Origin of the sequence: Pseudomonas sp. D3-10 (assembly GCF_051132175.1) — a bacterium.
GTDB lineage: Bacteria > Pseudomonadota > Gammaproteobacteria > Pseudomonadales > Pseudomonadaceae > Aquipseudomonas.
The window spans coordinates 4361428-4387435 of sequence record NZ_CP071668.1 but is presented as its reverse complement, the minus strand read 5'-3'; the positions used below and the strand labels follow the sequence as shown (position 1 = coordinate 4387435).

Below are 26008 nucleotides of genomic sequence, written 5' to 3'. Positions count from 1 at the left end.
AGGACGAGGCCCCGTGAGTGCAGTGAACAAATCGATTTTGTTGGTCGACGATGACCAGGAGATTCGCGAACTGCTGGACACTTACCTCAGCCGTGCGGGTTTCCAGGTGCGCACCACGCCTGATGGCGCCGGGTTTCGCCAGGCCTTGAACGAGGCGCCAAGCGACCTGGTGATCCTCGATGTGATGCTGCCCGATGAGGACGGTTTCAGCCTGTGCCGCTGGGTTCGCGAACATCCACGCCAGGCCCATGTGCCGATCATCATGCTCACCGCCAGCTCCGACGAAGCCGACCGGGTCATTGGCCTGGAATTGGGTGCCGATGATTACCTGGGCAAGCCGTTCAGCCCGCGTGAATTGCAGGCGCGCATCAAGGCGCTGCTGCGCCGGGCGCAGTTCGGCCAGGAGCGGACGGGCGGCGACGTGCTGGCCTTCGACGAATGGCGGCTGGACATGGTCAGCCATCGGCTGTTCCACGCCGACGGTGAAGAGGTGATTCTCTCCGGTGCTGATTTTGCCCTGCTCAAGTTGTTCCTCGACCACCCTCAGGAAATCCTCGACCGTGACACCATCGGCAACGCCACGCGTGGGCGCGAACTGATGCCCTTGGACCGGATCGTCGACATGGCGGTCAGTCGCCTGCGCCAGCGCCTGCGCGACACGGAAAAGCCGCCGCGGTTGATCCGCACGGTGCGCGGCAGTGGTTATCAACTGGCGGCCAGTGTGGTTGCCAGCAATGGTCACTGAAGCGATCAGGAAAGTCGTGCGCCGGGTGCCCGTGCCACGCTCGTTGCTGGGGCGGATGCTGCTGCTGACGCTACTGGTGGTGCTGTTCGCCCAGACGCTGTCCAGTCTGATCTGGGTCTCCCAATTGCGCGCCACCCAGCTTGAAGGCCTGGTCACCAGCGCGCGCAGCCTTGCCCATTCGATGACCGCCACTGTCAGTTATCTGCGCTCGCTGCCGGTGGCGTACCGGCCCCTGGTGCTGGACCAGTTGCGCAGCATGGGCGGCACACGCTTTGTCGTCACCCTCAATGACAAGCCGCTGGGCATGGACGTGCTGCCCGTGACGCCGCGAAAGCTGGCGGTGCTCCAGGCCGTGGATGACGTGCTGCGGCGCTCCCTGGGCAGCAGCGCCGACATCTCGGTCAAATTCGTCAGCCCTGAAGACCTGCGGATTTTCAACGGCGGGCTCAAGCTCGACGAGCTGCCGCGATCATGGGCCCATTACGCCTTGACGCTTGAGCCGGTGAATCCGCCGGTCTTGGTCACGCAAATCCAGATGGCGCCGGGTGAATGGCTTTACATCGCCTCGCTGCTGCCCGAACCCTATACCAGCCTCGAAGAGCAGGATCTGCCCAAGCAGCAGGTGGGCTTCATCGTGCTCACCAGCAGCCTGTTGCTGTTGTTCATCGGCTTGTTGGTGCATTGGCAGAGCCGACCATTGAAACGCCTGGCCCGAGCGGCGCGGGACATGTCCCTCGGTGCCGAAGTGGAACCGGTGGCCGAGGGTGGCGGCAGCGAAGTGGTGGAGGTGGGCCGGGCTTTCAATGCCATGCGCGAGCGCATCAGCCGCTATTTGACCGAGCGCAGCCAGTTGTTCAGCGCCATCTCCCACGATCTGCGCACGCCGATTACCCGGCTGCGGTTGCGGGTCGAGCTGCTGGAGGATGAAAACCTGCAAGCCAAGTTCGGCCGAGACCTGGATGAGCTGGAGCTGTTGGTCAAGGGGGCGCTGCAATGTGTGAAGGACACCGACATCCACGAAAACATCGAGCCGGTGGACCTCAACCATGTGCTGGATTGCCTGGTAGAGCCTTATCTGGCGCCCAACGGCAACGGCCGAGTGACCCAGGATGGCCGGGCGCTGGCGCCGTATCCCGGCAAGCCGCTGGCCCTCAAGCGGTGCATCGGCAACCTGATCGACAACGCCTTGAAATACGGCCAGAGAGCCCATTTGCACATCGATGATGATGAGTCGGCGTTCATTCTGCACGTCGATGACGAAGGCCCGGGCGTACCGGAACAACGCCTCGAACAAGTCTTCGAGCCGCACTTTCGCCTGGCCGGGCAGCAGCAGGGGTACGGCCTGGGGCTGGGTATCGCACGCAACATTGCCCACAGCCATGGCGGTGAGGTGAGTTTGCAGAACCTGCGCGAGGGTGGGTTGCGGGTGACGTTGCAGTTGCCTCGCAGCGTGGATTGATTGGACCGCGTTATCGTTCGTCGCGAGCAGGCTCGCTACCACAGGGGATCTGCGTCAAACAGGATATGCGCGTCAATGAAGTCCAATGTGGGAGCGAGCCTGCTCCGGGCGGCGTTCCGACGGAGGCGCCCATCGCTTCAACACATATCCATGCCAATGTCACAACTCGGTGACATAACTCGCCCCTTTCGTTACCTGCCGTCAACCCTCCCTTGTTTAGACTCCCTGCGTCAAAACAACAAAAAAGGTATCTCGATGGACACCTTCCAACCGGCGTTCAGCAGTTGGCTGAATGCGCCCGCCCACCAGCAATGGCTTGCCGCAGAAGGCTTGCGTCTGCTGACGTTCGCCAAGGCCTCGAAGCTGCCGGACGGCTTTGGCAACCTGGACGAATTGGGCCGCCTGCCGGCCGATGCCCGGGCCGAAACCATGAATACCGCGCGCATGACCCACAGCTTCGCCATGGCCCACATCCAAGGCCTGCCGGGGTTCGCCGAGCTGGTTGACCATGGCGTACAGGCGCTCATGGGGCCGCTGCGCGATGCCGAGCATGGCGGTTGGTTCGCCAAGACCGATCCGGCTGAAAACGAGGCTGGAAAAGCCGCTTATCTGCATGCTTTCGTTGCCCTGGCAGCCAGCTCTGCGGTCGTGGCCCAGCGCCCTGACGCCGAGACTCTGCTCAAGGAGGCCGTGCGGGTCATCGACGAACATTTCTGGTGCGAGGAGGAGGGTGCCCTGCGTGAATCCTTCAACCGCGACTGGTCAGAAGAAGAGGCCTATCGCGGCGCCAACAGCAACATGCACGGCACCGAAGCCTTCCTCGCCCTCGCCGATGCCACGGACGATCCGCGCTGGCTGGCTCGCGCGTTGCGTATCGTCGAGCGGGTGATCCATGGTCACGCGGCCGCCAACGACTACATGGTCGTCGAGCATTTCGACCGCGACTGGCAGCCGCTGCGCGAGTACAACCACGACAACCCGGCAGATGGGTTTCGTCCCTACGGCACCACCCCTGGCCATGGTTTCGAATGGGCGCGGCTGTTGTTGCACCTCGAGGCCGCGCGCGTGCAGATCGGCATGCTGACGCCGGGCTGGCTGGCCCAGGACGCTCAGAAACTGTTCGACCAGAACTGCCGCCATGGCTGGAACGTCGACGGCGCCCCGGGCATCGTTTACACGCTGGACTGGGACAATCGCGCCGTGGTTCGCCATCGCCTGCACTGGGTGCATGCCGAAGCGGCAGCGGCGGCCAGTGCCTTGCTCAAACGTACCGACGAGGCTCGATACGAAGCGTGGTACCGACGCTTCTGGGAATTTTGTGACAAACATTTCATCGATCGCTGCAACGGCAGCTGGCATCACGAGCTCGACCCGCAGAACCGCCCCAGCGCCGACATCTGGCCGGGCAAGCCGGACCTTTATCATGCCTGGCAAGCGGTGTTGATCCCTCGTCTGCCGTTGGCCCCGAGCATGGCGTCAGCCTTGGCGCAGTTGTCCGATCCTGCACCTGTGTAACCATGTCGTGACATATCCACGTCCCTTCGTTACCTGCGAAGGGATAACCCCTGATTAGAATCCATGCAGCGCAAGCACCAGACTTGCATGCATAACAACAAGAAAGGTACTTCTAGATGAATGCGATTTCTCGCCTCGCTACTGTCATTTCTCTTGCTTCCTTGCTTCCCGTCGCAGCATTCCCTGTCAGCGCCCTGGCCGCCGAATCGAAAGGTTCCGTGGAAGTCGTCCACTGGTGGACGTCGGGCGGTGAAAAAGCCGCGGTCGATGTGCTCAAGGCTCAAGTAGAAAAAGACGGTTTTACCTGGAAGGACGGTGCCGTCGCTGGCGGTGGCGGTTCTACCGCCATGACCGTGCTCAAGAGCCGCGCCGTGGCCGGCAACCCACCGGGCGTTGCCCAGATCAAGGGCCCGGACATCCAGGAATGGGCGACCACCGGCCTGCTCGACACCGACGTCCTCAAGGACGTTTCCAAGGCAGAAAAGTGGGACAGCCTGCTCGACAAGAAAGTCTCCGATACCGTGAAGTACGAAGGTGACTACGTCGCCGTGCCGGTGAACATCCACCGCGTCAACTGGCTGTGGATCAACCCGGAAGTCTTCAAGAAAGCCGGTATCACCAAGAATCCAACCACCCTCGAAGAATTCTACGCCGCCGGCGACAAGCTCAAGGCCGCGGGCTTCATCCCCCTGGCCCATGGTGGCCAGCCTTGGCAGGACAGCACCGTGTTCGAAGCGGTGGTGCTCTCGGTCATGGGCGCTGATGGCTACAAGAAAGCCCTGGTCGACCTGGACAACAAAGCGTTGACCGGCCCGGAAATGGTCAAGGCGCTGACCGAGCTGAAGAAAGTCGCGACCTACATGGACGCCGATGGCAAGGGCCAGGACTGGAACCTGGAAGCGGCCAAGGTCATCAATGGCAAGGCCGGCATGCAGATCATGGGTGACTGGGCCAAGAGCGAGTGGACTGCCGCGAAGAAAGTCGCCGGCAAGGACTACGAGTGCGTAGCGTTCCCGGGTACCGAGAAGGCCTTCACCTACAACATCGACTCCCTGGCGGTGTTCAAGCAGAAGGATGCAGGCACTGCGGCGGGCCAGCAGGACATCGCCAAGGTCGTGCTGGGTGAGAACTTCCAGAAAGTCTTCAGCATCAACAAGGGTTCGATCCCGGTGCGCAACGACATGCTGGCCGACATGGGCAAGTACGGTTTCGATTCCTGCGCCCAGACCGCCGCCAAGGACTTCCTGGCGGACGCCAAGAACGGCGGCCTGCAACCGAGCATGGCACACAACATGGCGACCACGCTGGCCGTGCAAGGCGCGTTCTTTGACGTCGTGACCAACTACATCAACGACCCGAAAGCCGACCCGGCCGACGCCGCCAAGAAACTTGGCGCAGCGGTTCAGTCTGCGAAGTAACCGCTAACCCCTGTGGAAGCGAGCCTGCTCGCGAAAGCATAGTGTCAGGCAGCAGTGCATGACCTGATACGACGCCATCGCGAGCAGGCTCGCTCCCACAAGGAACAAACTTGTAGTTTTTCCTGGTACTGGATTTCCCCATGAGTTCTGTTGCTGTGTTCAGCAAGGCCTCGCCTTTCGATGCATTGCAGCGCTGGCTACCAAAACTGGTGCTGGCGCCGAGCATGTTCATCGTCCTGGTGGGCTTTTATGGCTACATCCTGTGGACGTTCGTCCTGTCGTTCACGACGTCGACTTTCCTGCCTACCTATAAATGGGCGGGCCTGGCTCAGTATGCGCGGCTGTGGGACAACGACCGCTGGTGGGTGGCCAGCAAGAACCTCGCGGTGTTCGGCGGGATGTTCATCGGCATCACCCTGGTCATCGGCGTGCTGCTGGCGGTGTTTCTCGACCAACGTATTCGCCGCGAAGGTTTCATCCGCACCATTTACCTGTACCCAATGGCGCTCTCGATGATCGTCACCGGTACCGCTTGGAAGTGGCTGCTCAACCCGGGCATGGGCCTGGACAAATTGTTGCGTGACTGGGGTTGGGAAGGCTTCCGCCTGGACTGGCTGATCGACCCCGATCGCGTGGTGTATTGCCTGGTGATCGCTGCCGTTTGGCAGGCCTCGGGCTTCATCATGGCGATGTTCCTGGCCGGCCTGCGAGGCGTGGACCAGTCGATCATCCGCGCCGCGCAGATCGATGGCGCGAGCATGCCGCGCATCTACTGGAAAGTCGTACTGCCGAGCCTGCGCCCAGTGTTCTTCAGCGCCGTGATGATCCTGGCGCACATTGCGATCAAGAGCTTCGATTTGGTGGCGGCCATGACGGCCGGTGGTCCGGGCTACTCCTCCGACCTGCCTGCCATGTTCATGTATTCGTTCACCTTCAGTCGCGGTCAGATGGGCATGGGCTCGGCCAGTGCAATCCTGATGCTCGGTGCGATCCTCGCGATCATCGTGCCTTACTTGTATTCCGAGCTGAGGGCCAAGCGTCATGACTAGTCTCGCTGCGAAACCTTCCATCAGCCGCATCGCGATCTATGCGGTGCTGATTGTTGCGGTACTGCTTTACCTGGTGCCGTTGGTGGTCATGCTGTTGACCAGCTTCAAGACGCCGGAAGACATCAGCACCGGCAACCTGTTGAGCTGGCCGACCGTGGTCAGCGGCATCGGCTGGGTCAAGGCCTGGGCGACGGTCAACGGTTATTTCTGGAACTCGATCAAGATCACCGTGCCGGCCGTACTAATTTCCACGGCCATCGGTGCACTGAACGGTTATGTGCTGTCGATGTGGCGCTTCCGTGGCTCGCAGTTGTTCTTCGGCCTGCTGCTGTTCGGTTGCTTCCTGCCGTTCCAGACCGTGCTGCTGCCGGCCTCGTTCACCCTCGGCAAGATGGGCCTGGCCAGCACCACCACTGGCCTGGTGTTTGTCCACGTCGTCTACGGCCTGGCGTTCACCACGCTGTTCGTCCGTAACTACTACGTGAGTATTCCCGACGCGCTGGTGAAGGCGGCGCGCCTCGATGGCGCCGGGTTCTTCACCATCTTCCGGCGGATCATCCTGCCGATGTCGACGCCGATCATCATGGTCTGCCTCATCTGGCAGTTCACGCAGATCTGGAATGACTTCCTGTTCGGCGTGGTGTTCTCCAGCGGTGACTCCCAGCCCATCACGGTGGCGCTGAACAACCTGGTCAACACCAGCACCGGGGCCAAGGAATATAACGTGGACATGGCGGCGGCGATGATCGCCGGGCTGCCGACCCTGCTGGTCTATGTGATCGCAGGCAAGTATTTCGTGCGCGGCCTCACGGCTGGCGCGGTCAAGGGGTAATCATGGCTACGCTTGAACTTCGCAATGTAAACAAGACCTACGGCGCGGGCCTGCCCGACACCTTGAAAGACATCCAGCTGTCGATCAAAGAAGGCGAATTCCTGATCCTGGTCGGTCCTTCGGGCTGCGGCAAATCGACCCTGATGAATTGCATCGCCGGCCTCGAGACCATCACCGGCGGCGCGATCATGATCGGCGACCAGGATGTCAGCGGCATGAGCCCGAAGGATCGCGACATCGCCATGGTGTTCCAGTCCTACGCGCTGTACCCGACCATGAGCGTGCGCGAGAACATCGAGTTCGGCCTGAAGATTCGCAAGATGAAACAGGCGGACATCAATGAGGAAGTGGCGCGGGTCGCCAAGCTGTTGCAGATCGAACACCTGCTCAACCGCAAGCCTGGCCAGCTCTCCGGTGGCCAGCAACAGCGCGTTGCGATGGGCCGGGCCCTGGCGCGGCGGCCGAAGATCTACCTGTTCGACGAACCGTTGTCCAACCTCGACGCCAAGCTGCGGGTCGAGATGCGCACCGAAATGAAACTGATGCACCAGCGCCTGAAGACCACCACGGTCTACGTGACCCACGACCAGATCGAAGCCATGACCCTGGGCGACAAAGTGGCGGTGATGAAGGACGGGATCATCCAACAGTTCGGCACGCCGAAGGACATCTACAACAACCCGGCGAACCTGTTCGTGGCGAGCTTCATCGGTTCGCCGCCGATGAACTTCATCCCGCTGCGCCTGCAACGCAAGGACGGCCGCCTGCTGGCCTTGCTCGACAGCGGCCAGGCCCGTTGCGAGTTGCCGCTGGGCATGCAGGACGCCGGCCTGGAAGATCGCGAAGTGATCCTTGGCTTGCGTCCGGAGCAGATCGTGCTGGCCGGCAACGAGCCGAACGGCATGCCAACCATTCGCGCCGAAGTGCAGGTCACCGAACCCACCGGGCCAGACACCCTGGTGTTCGTCAATCTCAACGACACCAAGGTCTGCTGCCGCCTGGCGCCAGACGTGGCGCCGCAGCCGGGAGAGACCCTGACGTTGCAATTCGACCCAGCGAAAGTGCTGCTGTTCGACGCCAAGTCCGGCGAACGCCTGGGCGTGGCTGCGCAGCCGCAGGCCGAAGACCGACCTGCCAACGTGGCGCAGTTCAAAGGCCGGTGATGAACAAGTGTGGGGGGAGCAAGCCCGCTCCCACAGGAAGGAGTATGCGACGGGTGGGGACATCCGTCGCAATCGTTGTAAACCGCGTTAGATAAAAACAGTTAATAACAATAAAGACGAGGATGTAGGGATGAAGAAGAAGAACAATGCCCAGCTTATCTGCCAGTTGTCAGCCGTTGCGGCGATGATGCTGGCCGGTAGCGCACACGCTGCCGACGCGTTCAGCGCCGATTCGCAGTGGATGACGGGCGACTGGGGCGGTGAACGGACCAAGCTGATCGAGCAGGGTATCGACATCAAGGCCGATTTCGTCGGTGAGATGGGTGCCAACCTCCACGGCGGCTACAACGATGACAAGACTGCGCGTTGGTCCCAGCAGTTTGGCCTGGGTGTCGCGCTCGACCTGGAAAAACTGGCGGGCTGGAACGATACCGAAGCCAAGATCCAGTTCACTCGCCGGGATGGTCGCAACATTTCCAACGACCGTATCGGTGACCCGCGTGCCGGCACGCTCAGTTCGTCCCAGGAAGTCTGGGGCCGCGGCCAAACCACGCGTCTGACGCAGTTGTGGATCAAGCAGAAGTACTTTGACAGCAAGCTGGACGTCAAGGCCGGTTACTACGGCGTGGGCGAGGATTTCAACACTTTCCCTTGCGACTTCCAGAACCTGGCCTTCTGCGGTTCCCAAGCGGGTAACTGGGCCACCGGCATCTGGTACAACTGGCCAATCATGCAGGCAGCGATTCGGTTCAAGTACAACATCACCCCTGAGCTCTACGCGCAAATCGGTGCGTACAACCAGAACCCTTCGCAACTGGAAAACAACAACCGTTACAAGCTCAGCGGCAGCGGGACCGAGGGTACGCTGATTCCGGTCGAGTTGGTCTGGTCGCCCAAGCTCAACAACCTGCCTGGCGAATACCGTGTCGGTTACTACAAGAGCACGGCCAAGGCCGATGACGTCCGTGAGGACGACAACGGCAACGACGCCGCAACCACCGGCAGCGCCTATCGCAGCCACAGCAGCAAGGACGGCTACTGGTTCGTCATGCAACAGCAGCTCACCACCCACAATGGTGACGCTTCGCGCGGCTTGAACATCGCGGCCAACGCCACCTTCCACGACAAGGACACCAACATCGTCGACAACTACCAGTCGCTGATGTTCGTGTACAAGGGCCCATTCGATGCGCGTCCAAAGGATGACGTGGGTATCGGCTTCGCCCGTATCCATGTCAACGAAGACGTGAAGAAGAACGCCGATCTGACCAACGTAGCCAATGGCGTGACCGATTACGACGATCCGCTGTTTTCGCCGTTGCGCAGCACCGAGTACAACTACGAAATCAACTACGGCTTCCACGTCACCAACTGGCTGACCGTGCGTCCGAACCTGCAATACGTCACTCACCCGGGCGGTGTTGACGAGGTGGACAACGCGCTGGTGGCCGGCCTGAAAATCCAGTCGGTGTTCTGACGCTGTTGCGATAAGCTCTCCTCTATGTGCGCATATTTGCGGACGGCCAAGGCTGTCCGCTTTTTTTTGCGGAGCGATCAATTGTTTGGTTGGGGGCCGAACCTGTGGCGAGGGGATTTATCCCCGCTGGGCTGCGGAGCAGTCCTCAGCTGGCCAACTCGGTGCGTCAGGCAGATTATCTGCAACCTGTTTTGGGGCTGCTCCGCACCCCAGCGGGGATAAATCCCCTCGCCACCAAAACTGTCGCATCAATTGAGAGTTCAGTGATTCCCAGGACTACAGCCCATGCATGAGCATCCGCTACAACGCTTTTTCAGATCCTTGCGCGAGCGTCCGGTGTTTGCGTGGGAGCGCTATCAGCAGCGCGACGTCTTGGTTATTGACCATCCGTTGTGCCAAGCGGTTTTCAGCCGCCAGGGTGCGCAGTTGTTGCACTTCCAGCCGCGAGGCCAGAAACCTTGGCTGTGGTGCGCGGCCAAGTGGCCCCAGGTCGGCGCGATACGCGGCGGGGTACCGGTGTGTTGGCCTTGGTATGGCCGCCATCCGAGTGAAAATGCCTGGCCGTCTCATGGTTGGGCGCGGCTGATCGATTGGAAGTTGCTCGACAGCGCCAGCGATGACGATGGCGTGCATCTGCATTGGCAATTGCAGCTGTGCGACTGGCAAGTGGACCTGCATGCCGACTTGGGCGACCGCATGGAATTGCGCTTGAGCACCGAGCATCAAGACAGCCTGCCTTGCCAATTGAGCCAGGCCTTGCATGCCTATTGGCGCATTGGTGACGTTGGCGAGGTAGCGCTGTCTGGACTCGAAGGCGCGCAAGGTTACGACCAATTGAACCGTGCGGTTTGCCGGCAGGAAGGCGAGTTGCGGGTCGAGGGCGGCTGTCAGCGAGTGTTCCAGCATGAAGGAGAGTTGCAGCTCAAGGATCACGCCTGGCAGCGGGAATTGTGCATCGACACCGGTGAAAGCGCCGACACGGTGGTGTGGCATCCCGGTACACGGCCGTTGCTGGGCGTGAGCTGGGATGAGGTCAACGAGTTCGTTTGCGTCGAAGCGGCCAGTGGCGGCACCGACAGCCTGAGCCTGGCGCCCGGGGAGCGGGCGCATTTGAGTTTGCAGGCGCGGGTAGGGGCTTAGCTCTGGATCTACGGTGTGGCGGCTGCCGTCATCGCGAGCAAGCTCGCTCCCACACTGGTTCTCTGGCGTTCACAAAACCCCTGTGGGAGCGAGCTTGCTCGCGATGACGACCTGTCAGGCACCAAAAGTTCCGGATCGAATCAGTTGAACTCATCCCCAACCGGATACCGGCTGGCATTGAGGCTTTCCTTGATCTTGCGCAGGTGCGGCTGGAAGTCCACCCCGCGGCGCAGGGTCATGCCGGTGGCGAGCACGTCCAGTACGGTGAGCTGGATGATTCGCGAAGTCATCGGCATGTAGATATCGGTGTCTTCGGGCAGCGGAATATTGAGGCTCAAGGTGCTGGCCTTGGCCAGTGGCGAGCCCTCGGCGGTCAGGCCGAGTACCGATGCGCCGTTTTCCCGGGCGATACGCGCTACTTCCACCAGTTCGCGGGTACGACCGGTGTAGGAAATGATCACGAACAACTCACCGGTATGGGCCACCGAGGCGATCATGCGTTGCATCAGCACGTCGGCGTGGGCGGTCACTGCCAGGTTGAACCGGAAAAACTTGTGCTGGGCATCCAGCGCCACCGGAGCCGAGGCGCCGAGGCCGAAGAAGTGGATCTGCCGGGCCTGGATCAGCAGGTCGACCGCGCGGCTGATCAAATTTGGATCAAGGGCCTGGCAGGCACTGTCCAATGAGGCAATGGCGCTGCCAAAGATTTTCTGGGTGTAGGCTTCAGGGTTGTCGTCGGCTTCCACTGCGCGGCTGACATAAGCCGCGCCGCTGGCCAGGCTTTGGGCTAGTTGCAGCTTGAGTTCCGGGTAACCGCTCACGCCGAACGAGCGGCAAAAGCGGTTGACGGTCGGTTCGCTGACCGAGGCCGCCTGGGCGAGGGCGGCAATGCTGAAGCGGGTAGCCTGCTGTGGGTTGAGCAGGATCACCTCGGCCACCTTGCGTTCGGCCTTGTTCAGGTCTTCCAGGCGACTCTGGATCTGCTCCAGTAGATTTCGCACGCGGTCCATACAGGATTCCTAGAGAGACGGGTCTTTGATACGACCCTTTGCGGTGGCCTATCCTACTGATGGCTCCGACGGACCACCACTCGGAATCGGTATTTTCGGAAAATGTTGTAGTTATTACTACATTTTTCCTTGAGTGATGCCTTGAAAAAAGGTATTTGTAGCTTAACTTGATAAAAGAACAAACATCATGCATTCGATTACGGTTGAACCGTGTACTTTTGCCTTGTTCGGCGCGTTGGGCGACCTGGCGCTACGCAAGCTGTTTCCTGCCCTTTACCAGCTCGATGGCGCCGGCTTGTTGCACGAAAACACGCGGATCCTGGCGCTGGCCCGTGAACCGGGCAGCGAACAACAGCATCTGGCGTTCATCACCACCGAACTGCGGCGTTACGTCGGTGATAAAGACCTCGACGAATCCGTGATCGAACGCTTCCTGGCGCGGCTGACGTACCTGCACGTGGATTTTCTCAAGGCGGACGATTACGTCGCGCTTGCCGAGCAGGTCGGGCTGACGCAGCAACAAGTCATTGCCTATTTCGCCACGCCGGCGGCGGTCTACGGCGCGATTTGCGAGAACCTGGCGAAAGTCGGCCTCAGCGAAAACACCCGTGTGGTGCTGGAAAAGCCCATCGGTTCGGACCTCGAATCGTCGCGCAAGGTGAACGACGCCGTGGCGCAGTTCTTTCCGGAGAACCGCACTTACCGCATCGACCATTATCTGGGCAAGGAAACGGTACAGAACCTGATCGCGCTGCGGTTCGCCAACAGCCTGTTCGAAACCCAGTGGAACCAGAATTACATTTCCCACGTGGAAATCACCGTGGCCGAGAAGGTCGGGATCGAAGGGCGCTGGGGCTATTTCGACAAGGCCGGCCAACTGCGGGACATGATCCAGAACCACCTGCTGCAGCTGTTGTGCCTGATCGCCATGGACCCCCCGGCGGACCTTTCCGCCGACAGCATCCGTGACGAGAAGGTCAAGGTGCTCAAGGCCTTGGCGCCGATCAGTCCGGAAGGCCTGACCACCCAGGTGGTGCGTGGCCAGTACATCGCCGGCCACAGCGAAGGCAAGGCGGTGCCCGGCTACCTCGAAGAGCCGAATTCCAATACCCAGAGCGACACCGAGACCTTCGTTGCCCTGCGCGCCGATATCCGCAACTGGCGCTGGGCCGGGGTGCCGTTCTACCTGCGCACCGGCAAGCGCATGCCGCAGAAGCTGTCGCAGATCGTGATTCACTTCAAGGAACCGTCCCACTACATCTTCGCCCCCGAGCAGCGCTTGCAGATCAGCAACAAACTGATCATCCGCCTGCAACCGGACGAAGGGATTTCCTTGCGGGTAATGACCAAGGAGCAGGGCCTGGACAAGGGCATGCAGTTGCGCAGCGGTCCGCTGCAACTCAACTTTTCCGACACCTACCGCAGCGCACGGATTCCCGATGCCTACGAGCGGTTGTTGCTGGAAGTCATGAACGGCAATCAGAACCTGTTTGTTCGTAAAGATGAAATCGAAGCCGCGTGGACGTGGTGTGACCAGTTGATCGCCGGCTGGAAGAAGTCTGGCGATGCGCCCAAGCCTTATGCCGCTGGGTCATGGGGGCCGATGAGCTCCATTGCACTGATCACGCGGGATGGGAGGTCATGGTATGGCGATATCTGAATTGAAACTGCCCCAGGGTGTCACTGCCCTGGAGTTCAAGAGCCCAGTGGTGCTGGCGGAAAAATTGGCGGTGAACGTGGCGGAGCAATTGCGCGCCGCGATCGATGCCAAAGGCGCGGCGACCTTGGTGGTGTCCGGCGGTCGTAGCCCGGTGGCGTTTTTCCAGCATCTGGCCAAGCAGGCGCTAGACTGGTCGAACGTGGTGGTGAGCCTGGCCGATGAGCGCTGGGTGCCGGTTGAACATGCCGACAGCAACGCCGGCCTGCTCAAGCGTTATCTGCTTCAAGGGGCTGCGGCCAAGGCCCAGTTCCTGAGCCTCTACAGCGCCAGCGCCAATCTGGAAGCCGCCGCCGAGCAGGCGGATCGCCTGCTCGCCGAGCTGCCGCCGATCGACGTGCTGATACTGGGCATGGGCGATGACGGGCATACCGCGTCGCTGTTTCCCGACAGCCCGAATCTGGCCGAGGCCCTGGATAACAATGGTGCTCGCCGCTGCTGGCCGATGCTCGCGCCGACGGTCCCACACCAACGCCTGACCATGAGCCGCGCCTTGCTGGCGTCGGCCAGGCACAAAGTGCTGTCTATTTCCGGTCAATCGAAACTGACCACCCTGAATGCCGCGGTGTCTGGTGACGATGTCGCCGAGATGCCGATCCGCGCATTTCTGCAACCTACGTTAGAGATTTACTGGTGCCCATGAACCAAGGATCAGCCGCTATGACAAACCCATCCCCGACCGTTTCCATGGCGGACAAAGTGACGCTGATCGACAGCCTCTGCGCCAAGGCGCGGATCCTGCCGGTGATTACCATCGCGCGTGAACAGGACATCCTGCCGCTGGCCGATGCCCTGGCCGCCGGTGGCCTGACGGCACTGGAAGTGACCTTGCGCTCGCAATACGGGCTCAAGGCCATTCAGGTCCTTCGCGAGCAGCGCCCAGAGCTGGTGACCGGTGCCGGCACGGTGCTCGATCGCCACATGCTGGCCGCCGCCGAGGCTGCCGGTTCGCAATTCATCGTGACGCCGGGTATCACTCGGGATCTGTTGGAAGCCAGCGTCCAGAGTCCGATTCCGTTGCTGCCGGGGATCAGCAATGCCTCGGGCATCATGGAAGGTTATGGCCTGGGCTATCGCCGCTTCAAGTTGTTCCCGGCGGAAGTCAGCGGTGGCGTTGCTGCCATCAAGGCATTGGGCGGGCCGTTCGGCGAAGTGAAATTCTGTCCGACCGGCGGCGTGAGCCCGGCCAATATCAAAAGCTACATGGCGTTGAAAAACGTGATGTGCGTAGGCGGGAGCTGGATGCTCGATCCGGAGTGGATCAAGAACGGCGACTGGGCCCGCATTGAGGAATGCACCGCCGAGGCATTGGCGCTGCTGGACTGATCGTCCTACCGAACTTCGTTGTGTGTTCTACGGCTTTACGGTGCGCTTGGTCGGCGCACCGTTTTTTTTTGCCTGTTATTTGGCTGCAGATCCCGTGGGCCAGGGACCAAGCGCCCTCGCCACGGGTTACGTACTGTTCAGGTTGATCAGTGTCGCAGTCAACCGCTCCATATCCCGCGCCAAGGTAATCAACCCCGGCGTAATGCGGATGCAGAGGCCGACGCTGGTCTTGCGCACCACGGTAAAGATCCCATATTCCTTGAGCAGTCGGTCGGCCATCACCTGTTGATCAGGCTGGTTGGTGAATCGCATGGACGTGATACCGCAATAGAGGCGCCGGTCGTCTGGGGTCATGACCTCGATGCCGGGCACATCGCGCACCGCGCTCACCCACAGGTCCCGTAGATAACAGAGCCGAGCACCCTTGGCCGGTGCTCCGCCCAGGGCACGGTGCTCTTCGAATACCAGGGGCAGCGTCAGCAGGGCCGGGATGTTGGGCGTGCTGTGGGGCGTGCGCGAGCGTATATCGGTGGTGGGGTAGTGGCCTTCGTCCATGTCCGGGTCGATGTCGGCCAGCCGGTGTGGAGCGATATAGAGAAAGCCCAGGGCCAGAGGGCCGCCAAGCCATTTCTGCAAGTTGAACCCGGCAAATTGAATGCCGAGCTTATTGAGATTGAAATCGATCTGCCCCAGGGCGTGGGCGCCGTCGAGAATGATATCGACGTCGAACTCCCGTGCCGTCTCGGCTATCGCCTGGACCGGCATCACCAGGCCGGTCAGGTGGTTAACGTAGGTCAGCGCCATCAGCTTCAGGCGCGGATAACGAATGAAGGCTTCTCGATACGTGCCCACCAGGCTGTCGAAACTGGCGGGGTGCGGATGGACCAGCTCGATGACCTCGGCGCCACGCTGGCGGGCGAGCCAGCGCATCGCGCTTTTGACCGACTCGTACTCCACGTCGCTGATCAGAACCTGGTCGCCAGGCTTGAGCTGGTTGTAATTGCGGATCAGCGTCTGCAAGGCGTCAACCGCGTTGGTGGCCAGCGCCACGGTGGACGCTGGGGCGTGGATGAGCTGCGCCACCTCTCGGCGAATCACTTCGCAATGCTCCAGGTCGAACTGTTGGCGCACGTAGACCGAATTGCCGCGGTTCACCCAGTCGATATTGCGTTGGTACTCCGCGACCACCGTACGGGACATCCGGCCAAAGTAGCCGTTTTCCAGGTTGAGCGGACCATTGACGTCGACATCGTAACGACCGACAAAGGTTTCCCAGAAGGCTTCGTCGTGGGCACGCAGCGTATTTTCGGGCATCGCAGAGCTCAGTCAGTCAATGGCAGGGGTCAATGGCGAGGTTTGGGCAAGCCATGTTTAGCCCGCAGCGGATCCAGCAGGTCAGACAGACCGTTGTGGTCGATTTCCTGCATCAATGCCAGCAACCCGCCCAATTCGCCGTGAGGGAAGCCCTCCCGCGCGAACCAATTCAGGTATTGGCCTGGCAGGTCGGCAAGAATTCTGCCCTTGTACTTGCCGAAGGGCATCTGGCGGGTGACCAGCAGCTCAAGCTTTTCTGGATTCATAGGGCGGCTGTCTTATTGAAAGTCCTAGGGAAAATACAGGCATTCTGCATGCAGGCCAAATGACAGATCATGCAAATAACGCGGATACAGATTTCTCATGTGTTCATAACTTATTGATTTAAATGGATTTTAAGTTGTGATGATGGCTGGCATGGCCGATGCAATATCCCTTGCAGGTTTTTATTCACCAAGCAAAGGAACTGAAAAATGACTGACATCAACAAAGAATCCATCTCTGTCTTGAATGACCTGATCGAGACCAGCAAGGATGGCCAGGAAGGATTCAAGACCTGCGCTGAAGACATCAAGCACCCTGAGCTCAAGGCGCTGTTCGTCAAGCGCGCCGCCGATTGCGCCACCGCTGCGGCTGAGCTGCAAGCCGCCGTGCGTTCCCTGGGTGGCGATCCGGAAACTTCTACCAGCGTTGCCGGTGACCTGCACCGCCGTTGGGTCGACGTAAAATCCATGTTCACCGGCAAGGACGAAGAGGCTGTGCTGAACGAAGCCGAGCGCGGCGAAGACCATGCGCTGAAGGCTTATAAGGAAGCCATCGAGAAGATCAACAAACACAACCTGGTGGGCATTCGTGACCTCGTGGAGCGTCAGTACCACGGCGTGCAACGCAACCATGACCAGGTCAAGGCTCTGCGCAACCAGGCGCGTGCCAGCTAACATCCGCGTGTGAAGAAAAAACGCCAGCTTGCCTGGCGTTTTTTTATGGGAGCGATCTGGGCAGTAAGACTTTTCGGCACCAATTCGCAAGAGTGTTTGTCAGAACGCTCAACAATCAACTCTGGACGTGAATAGATAGCTCCCTAATAATTGCGCCGCCCCTCTCACGATCTATCGTTACATCATCTCAAGAAGAGTTTTGCGCGTGCCCATCACCTTTCAGGCTCTGTTCGCCCCTGATCGTCTCGCTGTGCAGTTCGCCATCAAGACTGTGCTCGGTGGCGGCCTGGCGTTGTGGCTGGCGTTGCGCTGGGGATTGGAGCAGCCGTCGTGGGCGCTGATGACCGCGTTTATCGTTGCCCAGCCGTTGTCTGGGATGGTGGTGCAGAAGGGCCTGGCACGCTTGGTCGGGACTCTGGTGGGGACAATCATGTCGGTGGTGTTCATGGGCCTGTTCGCCCAGGCGCCCTGGTTGTTCCTGCTGGCGCTGGCGTTGTGGCTGGGCGTGTGCACGGCCTGTTCGACGCTCTTGCGCAGCGCGTGGTCGTATTCGTTCGTGCTGGCTGGCTACACCGTGGCGATCATTGCCTTGCCGGCCATCGCCCATCCGCTTGGAGTGTTCGACCAGGCGGTGGCGCGTTGCACCGAGATCAGCCTGGGCATCACCTGCGCCACCGTGACCAGCGCCTTGCTCTGGCCGTTGCGGGTTGAACGGCAATTGGCGGATCAGGCACGTGCTGCCTGGCAAAGTGGCATGCAGGCGGCGCGCGCCACATTGGCCGGCGATGCCCAGGCGCGCAAAGGTCTGTTGGAAATCCTCGGCAAAATCGTCGCGGTAGACGCCCAGCGCGAACACGCCTGGTTCGAAGGCCGCCTGGGCCGCCAGCGTGCCCGGGCCATCAGTGGCTTGAGCCAGAAACTGTTGATGCTGCTGCGCATTTCGCGCTCGGTACGCCGACAATGGAACCAGCTCGACCCTCAAGAAGCCCAAGCGCTGCAGCCGTGGATGAGCGAGGTGCAGCAAGCCCTCGACGCCGACAGCACGACATTGCAGGCACTGCGGCCGCGGGTATGGGATGCGTCTCACGAACCACGGTTCAGCTCGGCACAAAGTTATTGCCTGGCACGTTTCGCTTTGTTGCTCGACACCGCCCTGGCGGCCTGCGCTGCGCTGTCGGCGGTGCAAGAGGGCAGGGCGGCGGCCGACCCGCCACGCACCCTGGCGCCCCATCGGGACCTGTCCCTGGCGATGGTGTTTGGAGCCCGCAGCGCCCTGGCGTTCCTGGCAGTGGCGTGTTTCTGGCTGGCCACTGCCTGGCCTGCCGCCTCGGGCGCGCTGTTGCTGACGTGTGTGGTGTGCAGCCTGTTCGCCAGCCGCGAAAATGGCGCGCAGATCGGGATGAGTTTCTTGCGAGGCATTCTCCTGGCGGTACCGACCGCGTTTGTGATCGGTGAAATCCTGCTGCCCCAATGGAGCAGCTTTGCGATGCTCTGCATGGCCATGGGCGTACCTCTGTTCCTGGGGGCGCTGGGCATGGCCAAGCCGCCGCTCTACGCGACCGCCACCTCGTTCTGCCTGCACTTCGTGGTGTTGGTATCGCCGCTTAACGCCATGAAGTACGACGTTGCGACATTTTTCAACAATGCCCAGGCCATGATGATCGGTGTCGGCGCGGCCGTGCTGGCATTCAATCTGTTGATTCTGCGCAACCCGGCCTGGCACAGCCGTCGGTTGCTGGCGGCAACGCTCGATGACCTGGTGCGCTTGACCCATCGCAATCTGCGCGGCGCCGAGAGCTGGTTCGGCGGGCGCATGGCCGATCGTTTGCTGCAACTGGCGCGGCACTATCCGGAGCTGCCGGTGCCGGCGCGCAGTCGTTGGGACGATGGTTTGCTGGGCCTGGACATCGGGGACGAATTGCTCCATCTGCGCTTGAGCCTGGCCGTCGCCCAAGTCCCGGACAGTCCAGCCCAACGCCGATATTTCGAAACGTTGGAGCAGGTGCTGGAGCACGGCCCGGCGGGCGGGCAGGCCGACGCACTGGCCCAGGCGAGCGACGATTATCTGGCAGCGCTTTCAAAGCAACCGCCAAGCGACGCGCTGAAGCTGGCCCAGGGCGCGGTGGTGCAATTGCAGAACAGCTGGCGCGCCTGGTGCCGCCAGCACGAATCTTCAGAAGGGAAACATAGCCATGGGTTTGCATGAATGGTCGATCGGCGGGGTGCTGCTCAGCCCGTTTTTGATTTATGTCGTGCTGGCCTTGTTGGTCACCGGAGCCTTGCGACTGCTGCTCAGTCTCGTGCCGGCAGGGCGCTGGATCTGGCATGAAGCGCTGTTCGACTGCGCTCTGTATGTCTGTGTCCTGACTGTCATTACCCTGGTCCTCGGACCGTCATGAGGAGTTGAACATGCGTACTTCCGTACGTGTCGCCGTCACGTTGAGCGTGGTGGCCCTGGCGATCTTCGCCGGTTTTCATTTGTGGCAGTACTACATGCTCACGCCCTGGACCCGGGACGCGCGAATCCGTGCCGACGTGGTGGTGATCGCCCCAGACGTCTCGGGTTGGGTGCGCGAGCTCAGGGCCGTGGACAACCAGCACGTCAAGGCGGGAGATTTGTTGCTGAGTATCGATCGCGAGCGTTTCGAGGCCGCGGTGGAGAAGGCCCGCGCGGTAGTGCAGACCCGCCAGCAGCAGTTGAGCCTGCGCGAACACGAAGCCAGCCGTCGAGCGGCCCTGGGACCCCAGGCCATCAGCGCCGAATTGCGCGAGAACGCCCAGATCAATGCCGGCATCGCCCGTGGCGAGCTACGTGAGGCCCAGGCCGAGGCCAAGGTCGCGGAGCTGAACCTGGCTCGCAGCCAGGTCCTGGCCCCACGCAGCGGCCACGTCACCAACCTGCGCCTGGCCGAAGGCAACTATGTGAACGCCGGGCAACCGGTCATGGCGTTGGTCGATGATTCGACGTTCTACGTGCAAGCTTACTTCGAGGAAACCAAGTTGCCGCGCATTCGCGTCGGCGATCCGGTCAAGGTCTGGTTAATGAGCGCCGGCCATGCGCTGGACGGCCATGTGGAAAGCATCAGTCGAGGCATCACCGACCGCAACACCAACCCCGATGCGCAACTGCTGGCAGAGGTTGAGCCGACCTTCAACTGGGTGCGTCTGGCCCAGCGGATCCCGGTGCGGATCAAGCTGGACAAGGTGCCAGAAGGGGTGAGCCTGAGTGCCGGGATGACAGCGAGTGTGCAGGTGCAGGACGAACAGCGATAGCCGCTGCGCCGCGCACCCCGTGGCGAGGGAGCTTGCTCCCGCTCGGCTGCGAAGCAGTCGCAAAACGAACGTTGCGTTGTTCAGGTTGGACGCGCAAGCCTTGTCCAAGGGGCGCTTCGCACCCCAGCGGGAGCAAGCTCCCTCGCCACGGGAGTGTCGAGTCGCATCAGCCGATGCTGATTGCCGGCAACTCGGGCAAGGTCACGGTCTGCTGCTTGCGCGGCGCCAGGATCTCCGCTTCGCCGTCCACCACCAACTCATCGCGCTGGTTGAACACGCGCGTGGCGATACGCACGCGGAATTTCGGCAGCTTTTCCAGGATCTCCAGGCGCACGGTCAGGGTATCGCCAATCTTCACCGGCTTCTGGAAACTCATCTGCTGGCCGATATAGATGGTCCCCGGCCCAGGCAACTCACAGGCCACTGCCGCGCTGATCAGCGCACCGCTGAACATGCCGTGGGCGATGCGTTCCTTGAACATGCTGGCGGCGGCGAATTCGGCGTCCAGGTGTACCGGGTTGTGATCGCCGGACATGGCGGCGAACAGCTGGATGTCGCGCTCTTCGACGGTCTTGCTGTAGCTGGCGGTCTGGCCGACTTCGAGGGCTTCGTAAGGGATGTTGGTAACCTGGGTCATGTCTGGATCCTGTGACGTGTAGAGAAAAAACGCTGCAAACCTACTCGCTGCGTGGTGGTCGCTGGTGGCTTAGCGTCTGGGCAATCCAGGCCAGCACATCGGCGGTCACCTCATCGCGGTTGGTTTCGTTGAACAGTTCGTGCCGAGCCTGCGGATAGATCTTCAGTTGCAAACGTTGGTTGCCGGCGTCGCGCAGGGCATCGGCCAGATCTCTCAGACGCTTGCCTTCGCTCACCGGATCACATTCACCGCCAATCACCAGCAGCGGCAGCCCTGGATCAATCTGCGCGAGATTGGACGCTTTGCTGATCTGCTGCAACCCGCCGAGCAGGTCGATCCACAGTTGATTGGTGCAACGAAAGCCGCACAGCGGGTCGCGAATGTATTTGTCGACTTCGCCGGGGTCGCGGCTGAGCCAGTCGAAGGGCGTGCGGGTCGGTTTGAACTTTTTATTGAAGCTGCCAAATGAGAGCCATTCGATCAGGGCGCTACGCCCAGTGGCGCCCTGCCGCCTGCGTTCGAAGCGGGCGATTAGCCGCGCCGCGCGGTAAAGCGCCACGGGTTGGAAGTTCGAACCGCTGAGGATGGCCCCGTGCAGGCTGGCGCTGTGGTGCAACAAATAGCCCTGTGCGATATAGCTGCCCATGCTGTGCCCCAGCAGCAGGATTGGTGTTTCTGGATGTTGCTGGCCGATGTGATGGTTCAGGCTTGCCAGGTCGCCCACAACTTTGGCCCAGCCGTCCTGGTCGGCAAAATGACCCAGGATCGCTTCTTCGCCGGTCTTGCCGTGGCCACGTTGGTCCGGCGCGTAGACGCCGTAGCCTTCATCGCACAACGCCTGGGCCAGGCGCCCATAGCGGCCACTGTGTTCCGCCATGCCGTGAGCCAGCATGATCACCGCCAGCGGGGCGGTTTCGGGTAGCCATTGGTTGACGAGCAAGCGGCTGTGATCGGTCGCGGTCAGCCAGAACGTTTGGTGGATCATGGCGGTTCCTTGCACAAAGTCAGACGCAGCGTCGCTGCATTGTATAGCGCATCCGTTGCGCCAGGCGATTCAGCAAGATTCACACAATCTATGACGCAAGTTGCCATATTTGCCTGATTGGCCATAGCTGCTAGTGTCCCATGAGCTCCGCCTGTGCAAGCGATACGCAAGCGGTTACCGGATATGTTCAGGTAAAGAGGACAAAAACAATGCAGCCTGATTTCTGGAATGACAAACGCCCGGCCGGCGTGCCCTCGGACATCGACCTGAGTGCCTACAAGTCAGTCGTCGAGGTGTTCGAGCGTTCCTGCAAGAAATTTGCCGACCGTCCGGCGTACAGCAACATGGGGGTGACGATCACCTACGCCGAGTTGGAGCGTTACAGCGCGGCCTTCGCCGGTTACCTGCAAGCCAATACCGACCTGGCGCCCGGCGATCGTATCGCCGTGCAGATGCCCAATGTCCTGCAATACCCGATCGCGGTTTTTGGTGCCCTGCGCGCCGGGCTGGTGGTGGTCAACACCAATCCGCTGTACACCCCCCGGGAGATGCGTCACCAATTCAAGGACTCCGGCGCCCGGGCGCTGGTGTACATGAACCTGTTCGGGCAGAAAGTGCAGGAAGTGCTGCCCGACACCGACCTGCAATACCTGATCGAGGCGAAGATGGGCGACCTGATGCCCACCGCCAAGGGCTGGCTGGTCAATACAGTCGTGAGCAAGGTCAAGAAAATGGTCCCGGCCTATTCGCTGCCCCAGGCCATTTCCTTCAAGAGCGCCTTGCGTTTGGGACGGGGCCAGGCCATCAAGCCGCTCAATGTCAGCCTCGGGGACATTGCCGTGCTGCAATACACCGGCGGCACCACCGGCTTGGCCAAGGGCGCCATGCTGACCCACGGCAACCTGGTGGCCAACATGCAGCAGGCCCGCGCCTGCCTGGGGCAGATCGGCGACGACGGCAAGCCTTTGTTGCGCGAGGGCCAGGAGGTGATGATCGCACCGCTGCCGCTGTATCACATCTACGCCTTCACGGCGAACTGCATGTGCATGATGGTCACGGGCAACCACAACGTGCTGATCACCAATCCAAGGGACATCGGCGGTTTCATAAAGGAGCTGAAGAACTGGCGGTTTTCGTTGCTGCTGGGGCTCAACACGCTGTTCGTCGCGCTGATGGACCATCCGGATTTCAAGACGCTGGATTTCTCCAACCTCAAGGTCACCAACTCAGGCGGCACCGCGTTGGTCAAGGCCACCGCCGAACGTTGGAAGCAGTTGACCGGTTGCGGCATCACCGAGGGCTACGGCCTGACGGAAACCTCGCCAGTGGCCAGCGCCAACCCTTACGGTGGCAAGTCGCGCCTGGGCACGGTGGGGCTGCCGGTGCCGGGTACGCTGATGAAAGTCATCAGTGACGACGGTGTCGAGCTGCCCTTGGGCGAACGCGGCGAGCTGTGCATCAAGGGGCCGCAGATCATGAAGGGCTACTGGAACAAGCCCGAAGCGACCGCCGAAGTGCTCGACAGGGAGGGCTGGTTCAAGTCCGGAGATATCGCTGTGATCGACCCCGACGGGTTCGTGCGCATCGTTGATCGCAAGAAAGACATGATCATTGTCTCGGGCTTCAACGTGTACCCGAACGAAATCGAGGATGTGGTGATGGCCCACCCGAAAGTCGCCAGCTGCGCGGTCATCGGCGTGCCGGACGAACGTTCGGGCGAGGCGGTGAAACTGTTCGTCGTGGCCCGTGAGGCGGGCGTCAGCCTCGAAGAGCTCAAGGCGTACTGCAAGGAGAATTTCACCGGCTACAAGGTGCCCAAGCACATCGTGTTGCGGGAATCGCTGCCGATGACACCGGTGGGCAAGATCCTGCGCCGGGAGTTGCGCGATATCGCCTGAGGCCGGCGCGACAGACCCTTAGTGGGAGCGAGCTTGCTCGCGATGGCGGTGTATCGGTGCCAGAAAGATTGGCTGATACATCGTTATAGCGAGCAAGCTCGCTCCCACAGGTTTTATGGATTCGGGACAATTAAATAAGGCTTAGAATTTTTACTCTAAAAATGACCATTGAATGTTCTTGAGTCATATTTGTGACTGTAGGGGCCGCTTTTGGCTCTAGGCGACCCTTGGCAAAGCTGCTACTCTCGGCGCGCTTTTGTGACTTCTCGGCCGTTATCCAAGCCAGATTCACCAATAGACATACACCAATAATAATCGCATCAAATGCGGTGAGAATTCGCGTTGCTGAGGAGTGGGGCTTCCATGATTGAAAACTTTTGGAAGGATAAGTACCCAGCTGGGATTGCTGCCGACATCAATCCAGATGAGTATCCGAATATTCAGGCGGTGTTGAAGCATTCCTGCCAACGCTTCGCCGACAAGCCGGCATTCAGCAACCTCGGCAAGACCATCACCTACGGTGAGCTCTACGAATTGTCCGGTGCCTTTGCCGCGTACCTGCAACAGCATACCGATTTGCAGCCGGGCGATCGAATCGCCGTGCAACTGCCCAACGTCCTCCAGTACCCAGTGGCTGTGTTTGGCGCGATCCGCGCCGGCCTGATCGTGGTCAATACCAACCCGCTCTACACCGCGCGGGAAATGGAGCATCAATTCAACGATTCCGGTGCCAAGGCACTGGTCTGCCTGGCTAACATGGCGCACCTTGCCGAAAGCGTGGTGCCCAAGACTGGCGTCAAGCACGTCATCGTCACCGAAGTGGCCGACTTGCTGCCGCCGCTCAAGCGCCTGTTGATCAACAGCGTGATCAAGTACGTCAAGAAGATGGTCCCGGCCTATCATTTGCCCAAGGCCATCAAGTTCAACGACGTCCTGAGCAAGGGCCACGGCCAGCCTGTGAACGAAGCGAGCCCCACCAGTGATGATGTGGCGGTGTTGCAATACACCGGCGGCACCACGGGCGTGGCCAAGGGCGCCATGCTGACCCACCGCAACCTGGTGGCGAACATGCTGCAATGCAAGGCGCTGATGGGTTCCAACCTCAATGAGGGCTGTGAAGTACTGATCACGCCGCTGCCGCTGTACCACATCTACGCGTTTACCTTCCATTGCATGGCGATGATGCTGATCGGCAACCACAACATCCTGATCAGTAACCCGCGCGATTTGTCGGCGATGGTCAAGGAGCTGTCGAAATGGAAGTTCAGCGGCTTCGTCGGGCTCAACACGTTGTTCGTGGCGCTGTGCAACAACGAAGCCTTCCGCAAGCTGGATTTCTCGGCGCTGAAGGTCACCCTGTCTGGCGGCATGGCTTTGCAGTTGGCGGCGGCGGAGCGTTGGAAAGCGGTCACCGGTTGCCCGATTTGCGAAGGCTACGGCATGACCGAGACGAGCCCGGTTGCCACGGTCAACCCGATCCAGAACATCCAGGTCGGCACCATCGGCATTCCGGTTCCGTCGACCTTGTGCAAGGTCATCAATGACGCGGGCGAAGAGTTGCCTTTGGGGGAAATCGGCGAATTGTGCGTCAAAGGCCCGCAGGTCATGAAGGGCTACTGGCAGCGCCAGGACGCCACCGACGAGATCCTCGACAGCGAAGGCTGGCTCAAGACCGGTGACATCGCCGTGATCCAGCCGGATGGCTACATGCGCATCGTCGATCGCAAGAAAGACATGATCCTGATCTCCGGTTTCAACGTTTACCCCAACGAGCTGGAAGACGTGCTGGCGGCCTTGCCGGGCGTGCTGCAATGCGCGGCCATCGGTGTACCTGACGAGAAATCCGGCGAGGCGATCAAGATATTCATCGTCGCGCGTCCGGGTGTCACGCTCACAAAGGAACAGGTGATGGAGCACATGCGCGCCAACGTCACCGGCTACAAGGTGCCCAAGTCCGTGGAGTTCCGCGATGCACTGCCGACCACCAACGTCGGCAAGATCCTGCGGCGTGAGTTGCGTGATGAAGAGCTCAGGAAGCTGGGGCTGAAAAAGTAACAACCCCACCAATGAAAAGCCCCGCTGATGCGGGGCTTTTTGTTGATCGAGTGGAGC

23 protein-coding genes are annotated in these 26008 nt (G+C 60.8%); 18 read left to right on the top strand and 5 right to left on the bottom strand.

Going from position 1 to position 26008, the window contains the following annotated elements; translation table 11 throughout:
• Window positions 1–13 precede the first annotated feature (13 nt).
• The 9 genes from J3P90_RS19700 (at window position 14) to J3P90_RS19660 (ending at window position 10798) form a co-directional block, all read left to right on the top strand.
• The gene (locus tag J3P90_RS19700; protein WP_420764394.1) at window positions 14–745 is read left to right on the top strand and encodes a response regulator; all 732 of its coding nucleotides are present in this window, start codon (window positions 14–16) and stop codon (window positions 743–745) included.
• On the top strand, window positions 735–2204 hold the full coding sequence (locus J3P90_RS19695; RefSeq protein WP_420764395.1) for an ATP-binding protein: 1470 nt from the start codon (window positions 735–737) through the stop codon (window positions 2202–2204). The genes J3P90_RS19700 and J3P90_RS19695 overlap by 11 nt, the downstream gene beginning before the upstream one ends.
• 255 nt (window positions 2205–2459) lie before the next feature.
• Complete coding sequence (locus J3P90_RS19690; RefSeq protein ID WP_434675267.1) at window positions 2460–3719, top strand: AGE family epimerase/isomerase; 1260 nt, start codon at window positions 2460–2462, stop codon at window positions 3717–3719.
• A gap of 116 nt (window positions 3720–3835) precedes the next feature.
• Window positions 3836–5137 (top strand): ABC transporter substrate-binding protein, encoded by a 1302-nt coding sequence (locus tag J3P90_RS19685; RefSeq protein ID WP_420764397.1) that lies wholly within the window; start codon window positions 3836–3838, stop codon window positions 5135–5137.
• Window positions 5138–5277: 140 nt separating this feature from the next.
• A complete protein-coding gene (locus tag J3P90_RS19680) occupies window positions 5278–6186 on the top strand; it encodes a carbohydrate ABC transporter permease (RefSeq protein ID WP_030139360.1) in 909 nt (302 codons plus the stop codon).
• The gene (locus tag J3P90_RS19675) at window positions 6179–7018 is read left to right on the top strand and encodes a carbohydrate ABC transporter permease (protein ID WP_434675266.1); all 840 of its coding nucleotides are present in this window, start codon (window positions 6179–6181) and stop codon (window positions 7016–7018) included. Before J3P90_RS19680 ends, J3P90_RS19675 begins: the two co-directional genes overlap by 8 nt.
• 2 nt (window positions 7019–7020) lie before the next feature.
• Window positions 7021–8181, top strand: a complete 1161-nt coding sequence (locus J3P90_RS19670; RefSeq protein ID WP_434609975.1) for an ABC transporter ATP-binding protein — start codon at window positions 7021–7023, stop codon at window positions 8179–8181.
• A gap of 130 nt (window positions 8182–8311) precedes the next feature.
• Window positions 8312–9658, top strand: coding sequence for a carbohydrate porin (locus J3P90_RS19665; protein WP_420764400.1), 1347 nt, complete (start codon window positions 8312–8314; stop codon window positions 9656–9658).
• A gap of 285 nt (window positions 9659–9943) precedes the next feature.
• Complete coding sequence (locus J3P90_RS19660) at window positions 9944–10798, top strand: D-hexose-6-phosphate mutarotase (RefSeq protein WP_420764401.1); 855 nt, start codon at window positions 9944–9946, stop codon at window positions 10796–10798.
• Window positions 10799–10938: 140 nt separating this feature from the next.
• On the opposite strand, the gene J3P90_RS19655 is transcribed toward J3P90_RS19660, so the two are convergent.
• The gene (locus J3P90_RS19655) at window positions 10939–11799 is read right to left on the bottom strand and encodes a MurR/RpiR family transcriptional regulator (RefSeq protein ID WP_181289374.1); all 861 of its coding nucleotides are present in this window, start codon (window positions 11797–11799) and stop codon (window positions 10939–10941) included.
• 196 nt (window positions 11800–11995) lie between these two features.
• Between J3P90_RS19655 and zwf the strand changes: the two genes are divergently transcribed.
• Genes zwf through J3P90_RS19640 form a run of 3 tightly spaced genes read left to right on the top strand, consistent with a single transcriptional unit; the run spans window position 11996 to window position 14851 of the window.
• Window positions 11996–13468 carry a glucose-6-phosphate dehydrogenase gene (gene zwf, locus J3P90_RS19650; RefSeq protein WP_434675265.1) on the top strand — a complete coding sequence of 491 codons (1473 nt, stop codon included), beginning with the start codon at window positions 11996–11998 and terminating at the stop codon, window positions 13466–13468.
• On the top strand, window positions 13455–14168 hold the full coding sequence (gene pgl / locus J3P90_RS19645; RefSeq protein ID WP_420764403.1) for a 6-phosphogluconolactonase: 714 nt from the start codon (window positions 13455–13457) through the stop codon (window positions 14166–14168). Before zwf ends, pgl begins: the two co-directional genes overlap by 14 nt.
• Before the next feature lie 17 nt (window positions 14169–14185).
• Window positions 14186–14851, top strand: a complete 666-nt coding sequence (locus J3P90_RS19640; protein WP_434562676.1) for a bifunctional 4-hydroxy-2-oxoglutarate aldolase/2-dehydro-3-deoxy-phosphogluconate aldolase — start codon at window positions 14186–14188, stop codon at window positions 14849–14851.
• Between the two features lie 126 nt (window positions 14852–14977).
• Here J3P90_RS19640 and J3P90_RS19635 read toward each other — a convergent pair whose 3' ends face one another.
• Window positions 14978–16165, bottom strand: coding sequence for an aminotransferase class V-fold PLP-dependent enzyme (locus J3P90_RS19635; RefSeq protein WP_434675264.1), 1188 nt, complete (start codon window positions 16163–16165; stop codon window positions 14978–14980).
• Window positions 16166–16194: 29 nt separating this feature from the next.
• Complete coding sequence (locus J3P90_RS19630) at window positions 16195–16431, bottom strand: DUF3820 family protein (protein ID WP_060738861.1); 237 nt, start codon at window positions 16429–16431, stop codon at window positions 16195–16197.
• 207 nt (window positions 16432–16638) lie between these two features.
• On the opposite strand from J3P90_RS19630, the gene J3P90_RS19625 reads away from it, so the two are divergent.
• The 4 genes from J3P90_RS19625 (at window position 16639) to J3P90_RS19610 (ending at window position 20376) form a co-directional block, all read left to right on the top strand.
• Complete coding sequence (locus J3P90_RS19625) at window positions 16639–17103, top strand: PA2169 family four-helix-bundle protein (protein WP_186709209.1); 465 nt, start codon at window positions 16639–16641, stop codon at window positions 17101–17103.
• Between the two features lie 205 nt (window positions 17104–17308).
• Window positions 17309–19309, top strand: a complete 2001-nt coding sequence (locus tag J3P90_RS19620; protein ID WP_434675263.1) for an FUSC family protein — start codon at window positions 17309–17311, stop codon at window positions 19307–19309.
• Complete coding sequence (locus J3P90_RS19615) at window positions 19296–19502, top strand: DUF1656 domain-containing protein (RefSeq protein WP_420764406.1); 207 nt, start codon at window positions 19296–19298, stop codon at window positions 19500–19502. Before J3P90_RS19620 ends, J3P90_RS19615 begins: the two co-directional genes overlap by 14 nt.
• Window positions 19503–19512: 10 nt before the next feature.
• On the top strand, window positions 19513–20376 hold the full coding sequence (locus tag J3P90_RS19610) for an efflux RND transporter periplasmic adaptor subunit (RefSeq protein ID WP_420764407.1): 864 nt from the start codon (window positions 19513–19515) through the stop codon (window positions 20374–20376).
• A gap of 166 nt (window positions 20377–20542) precedes the next feature.
• On the opposite strand, the gene J3P90_RS19605 is transcribed toward J3P90_RS19610, so the two are convergent.
• Both J3P90_RS19605 and J3P90_RS19600 read right to left on the bottom strand, forming a co-directional pair.
• Window positions 20543–21013, bottom strand: a complete 471-nt coding sequence (locus J3P90_RS19605) for a MaoC family dehydratase (protein ID WP_420764408.1) — start codon at window positions 21011–21013, stop codon at window positions 20543–20545.
• A gap of 40 nt (window positions 21014–21053) precedes the next feature.
• Window positions 21054–21998 carry a lysophospholipase gene (locus J3P90_RS19600; RefSeq protein ID WP_434675262.1) on the bottom strand — a complete coding sequence of 315 codons (945 nt, stop codon included), beginning with the start codon at window positions 21996–21998 and terminating at the stop codon, window positions 21054–21056.
• Window positions 21999–22207: 209 nt separating this feature from the next.
• On the opposite strand from J3P90_RS19600, the gene fadD2 reads away from it, so the two are divergent.
• Together fadD2 and fadD1 are read left to right on the top strand one after the other, a co-directional pair.
• On the top strand, window positions 22208–23896 hold the full coding sequence (gene fadD2, locus J3P90_RS19595) for a long-chain-fatty-acid--CoA ligase FadD2 (RefSeq protein ID WP_434675261.1): 1689 nt from the start codon (window positions 22208–22210) through the stop codon (window positions 23894–23896).
• A 363-nt stretch (window positions 23897–24259) separates the two neighbouring features.
• Window positions 24260–25951 carry a long-chain-fatty-acid--CoA ligase FadD1 gene (gene fadD1, locus J3P90_RS19590; protein WP_420764411.1) on the top strand — a complete coding sequence of 564 codons (1692 nt, stop codon included), beginning with the start codon at window positions 24260–24262 and terminating at the stop codon, window positions 25949–25951.
• Window positions 25952–26008: the final 57 nt, after the last annotated feature.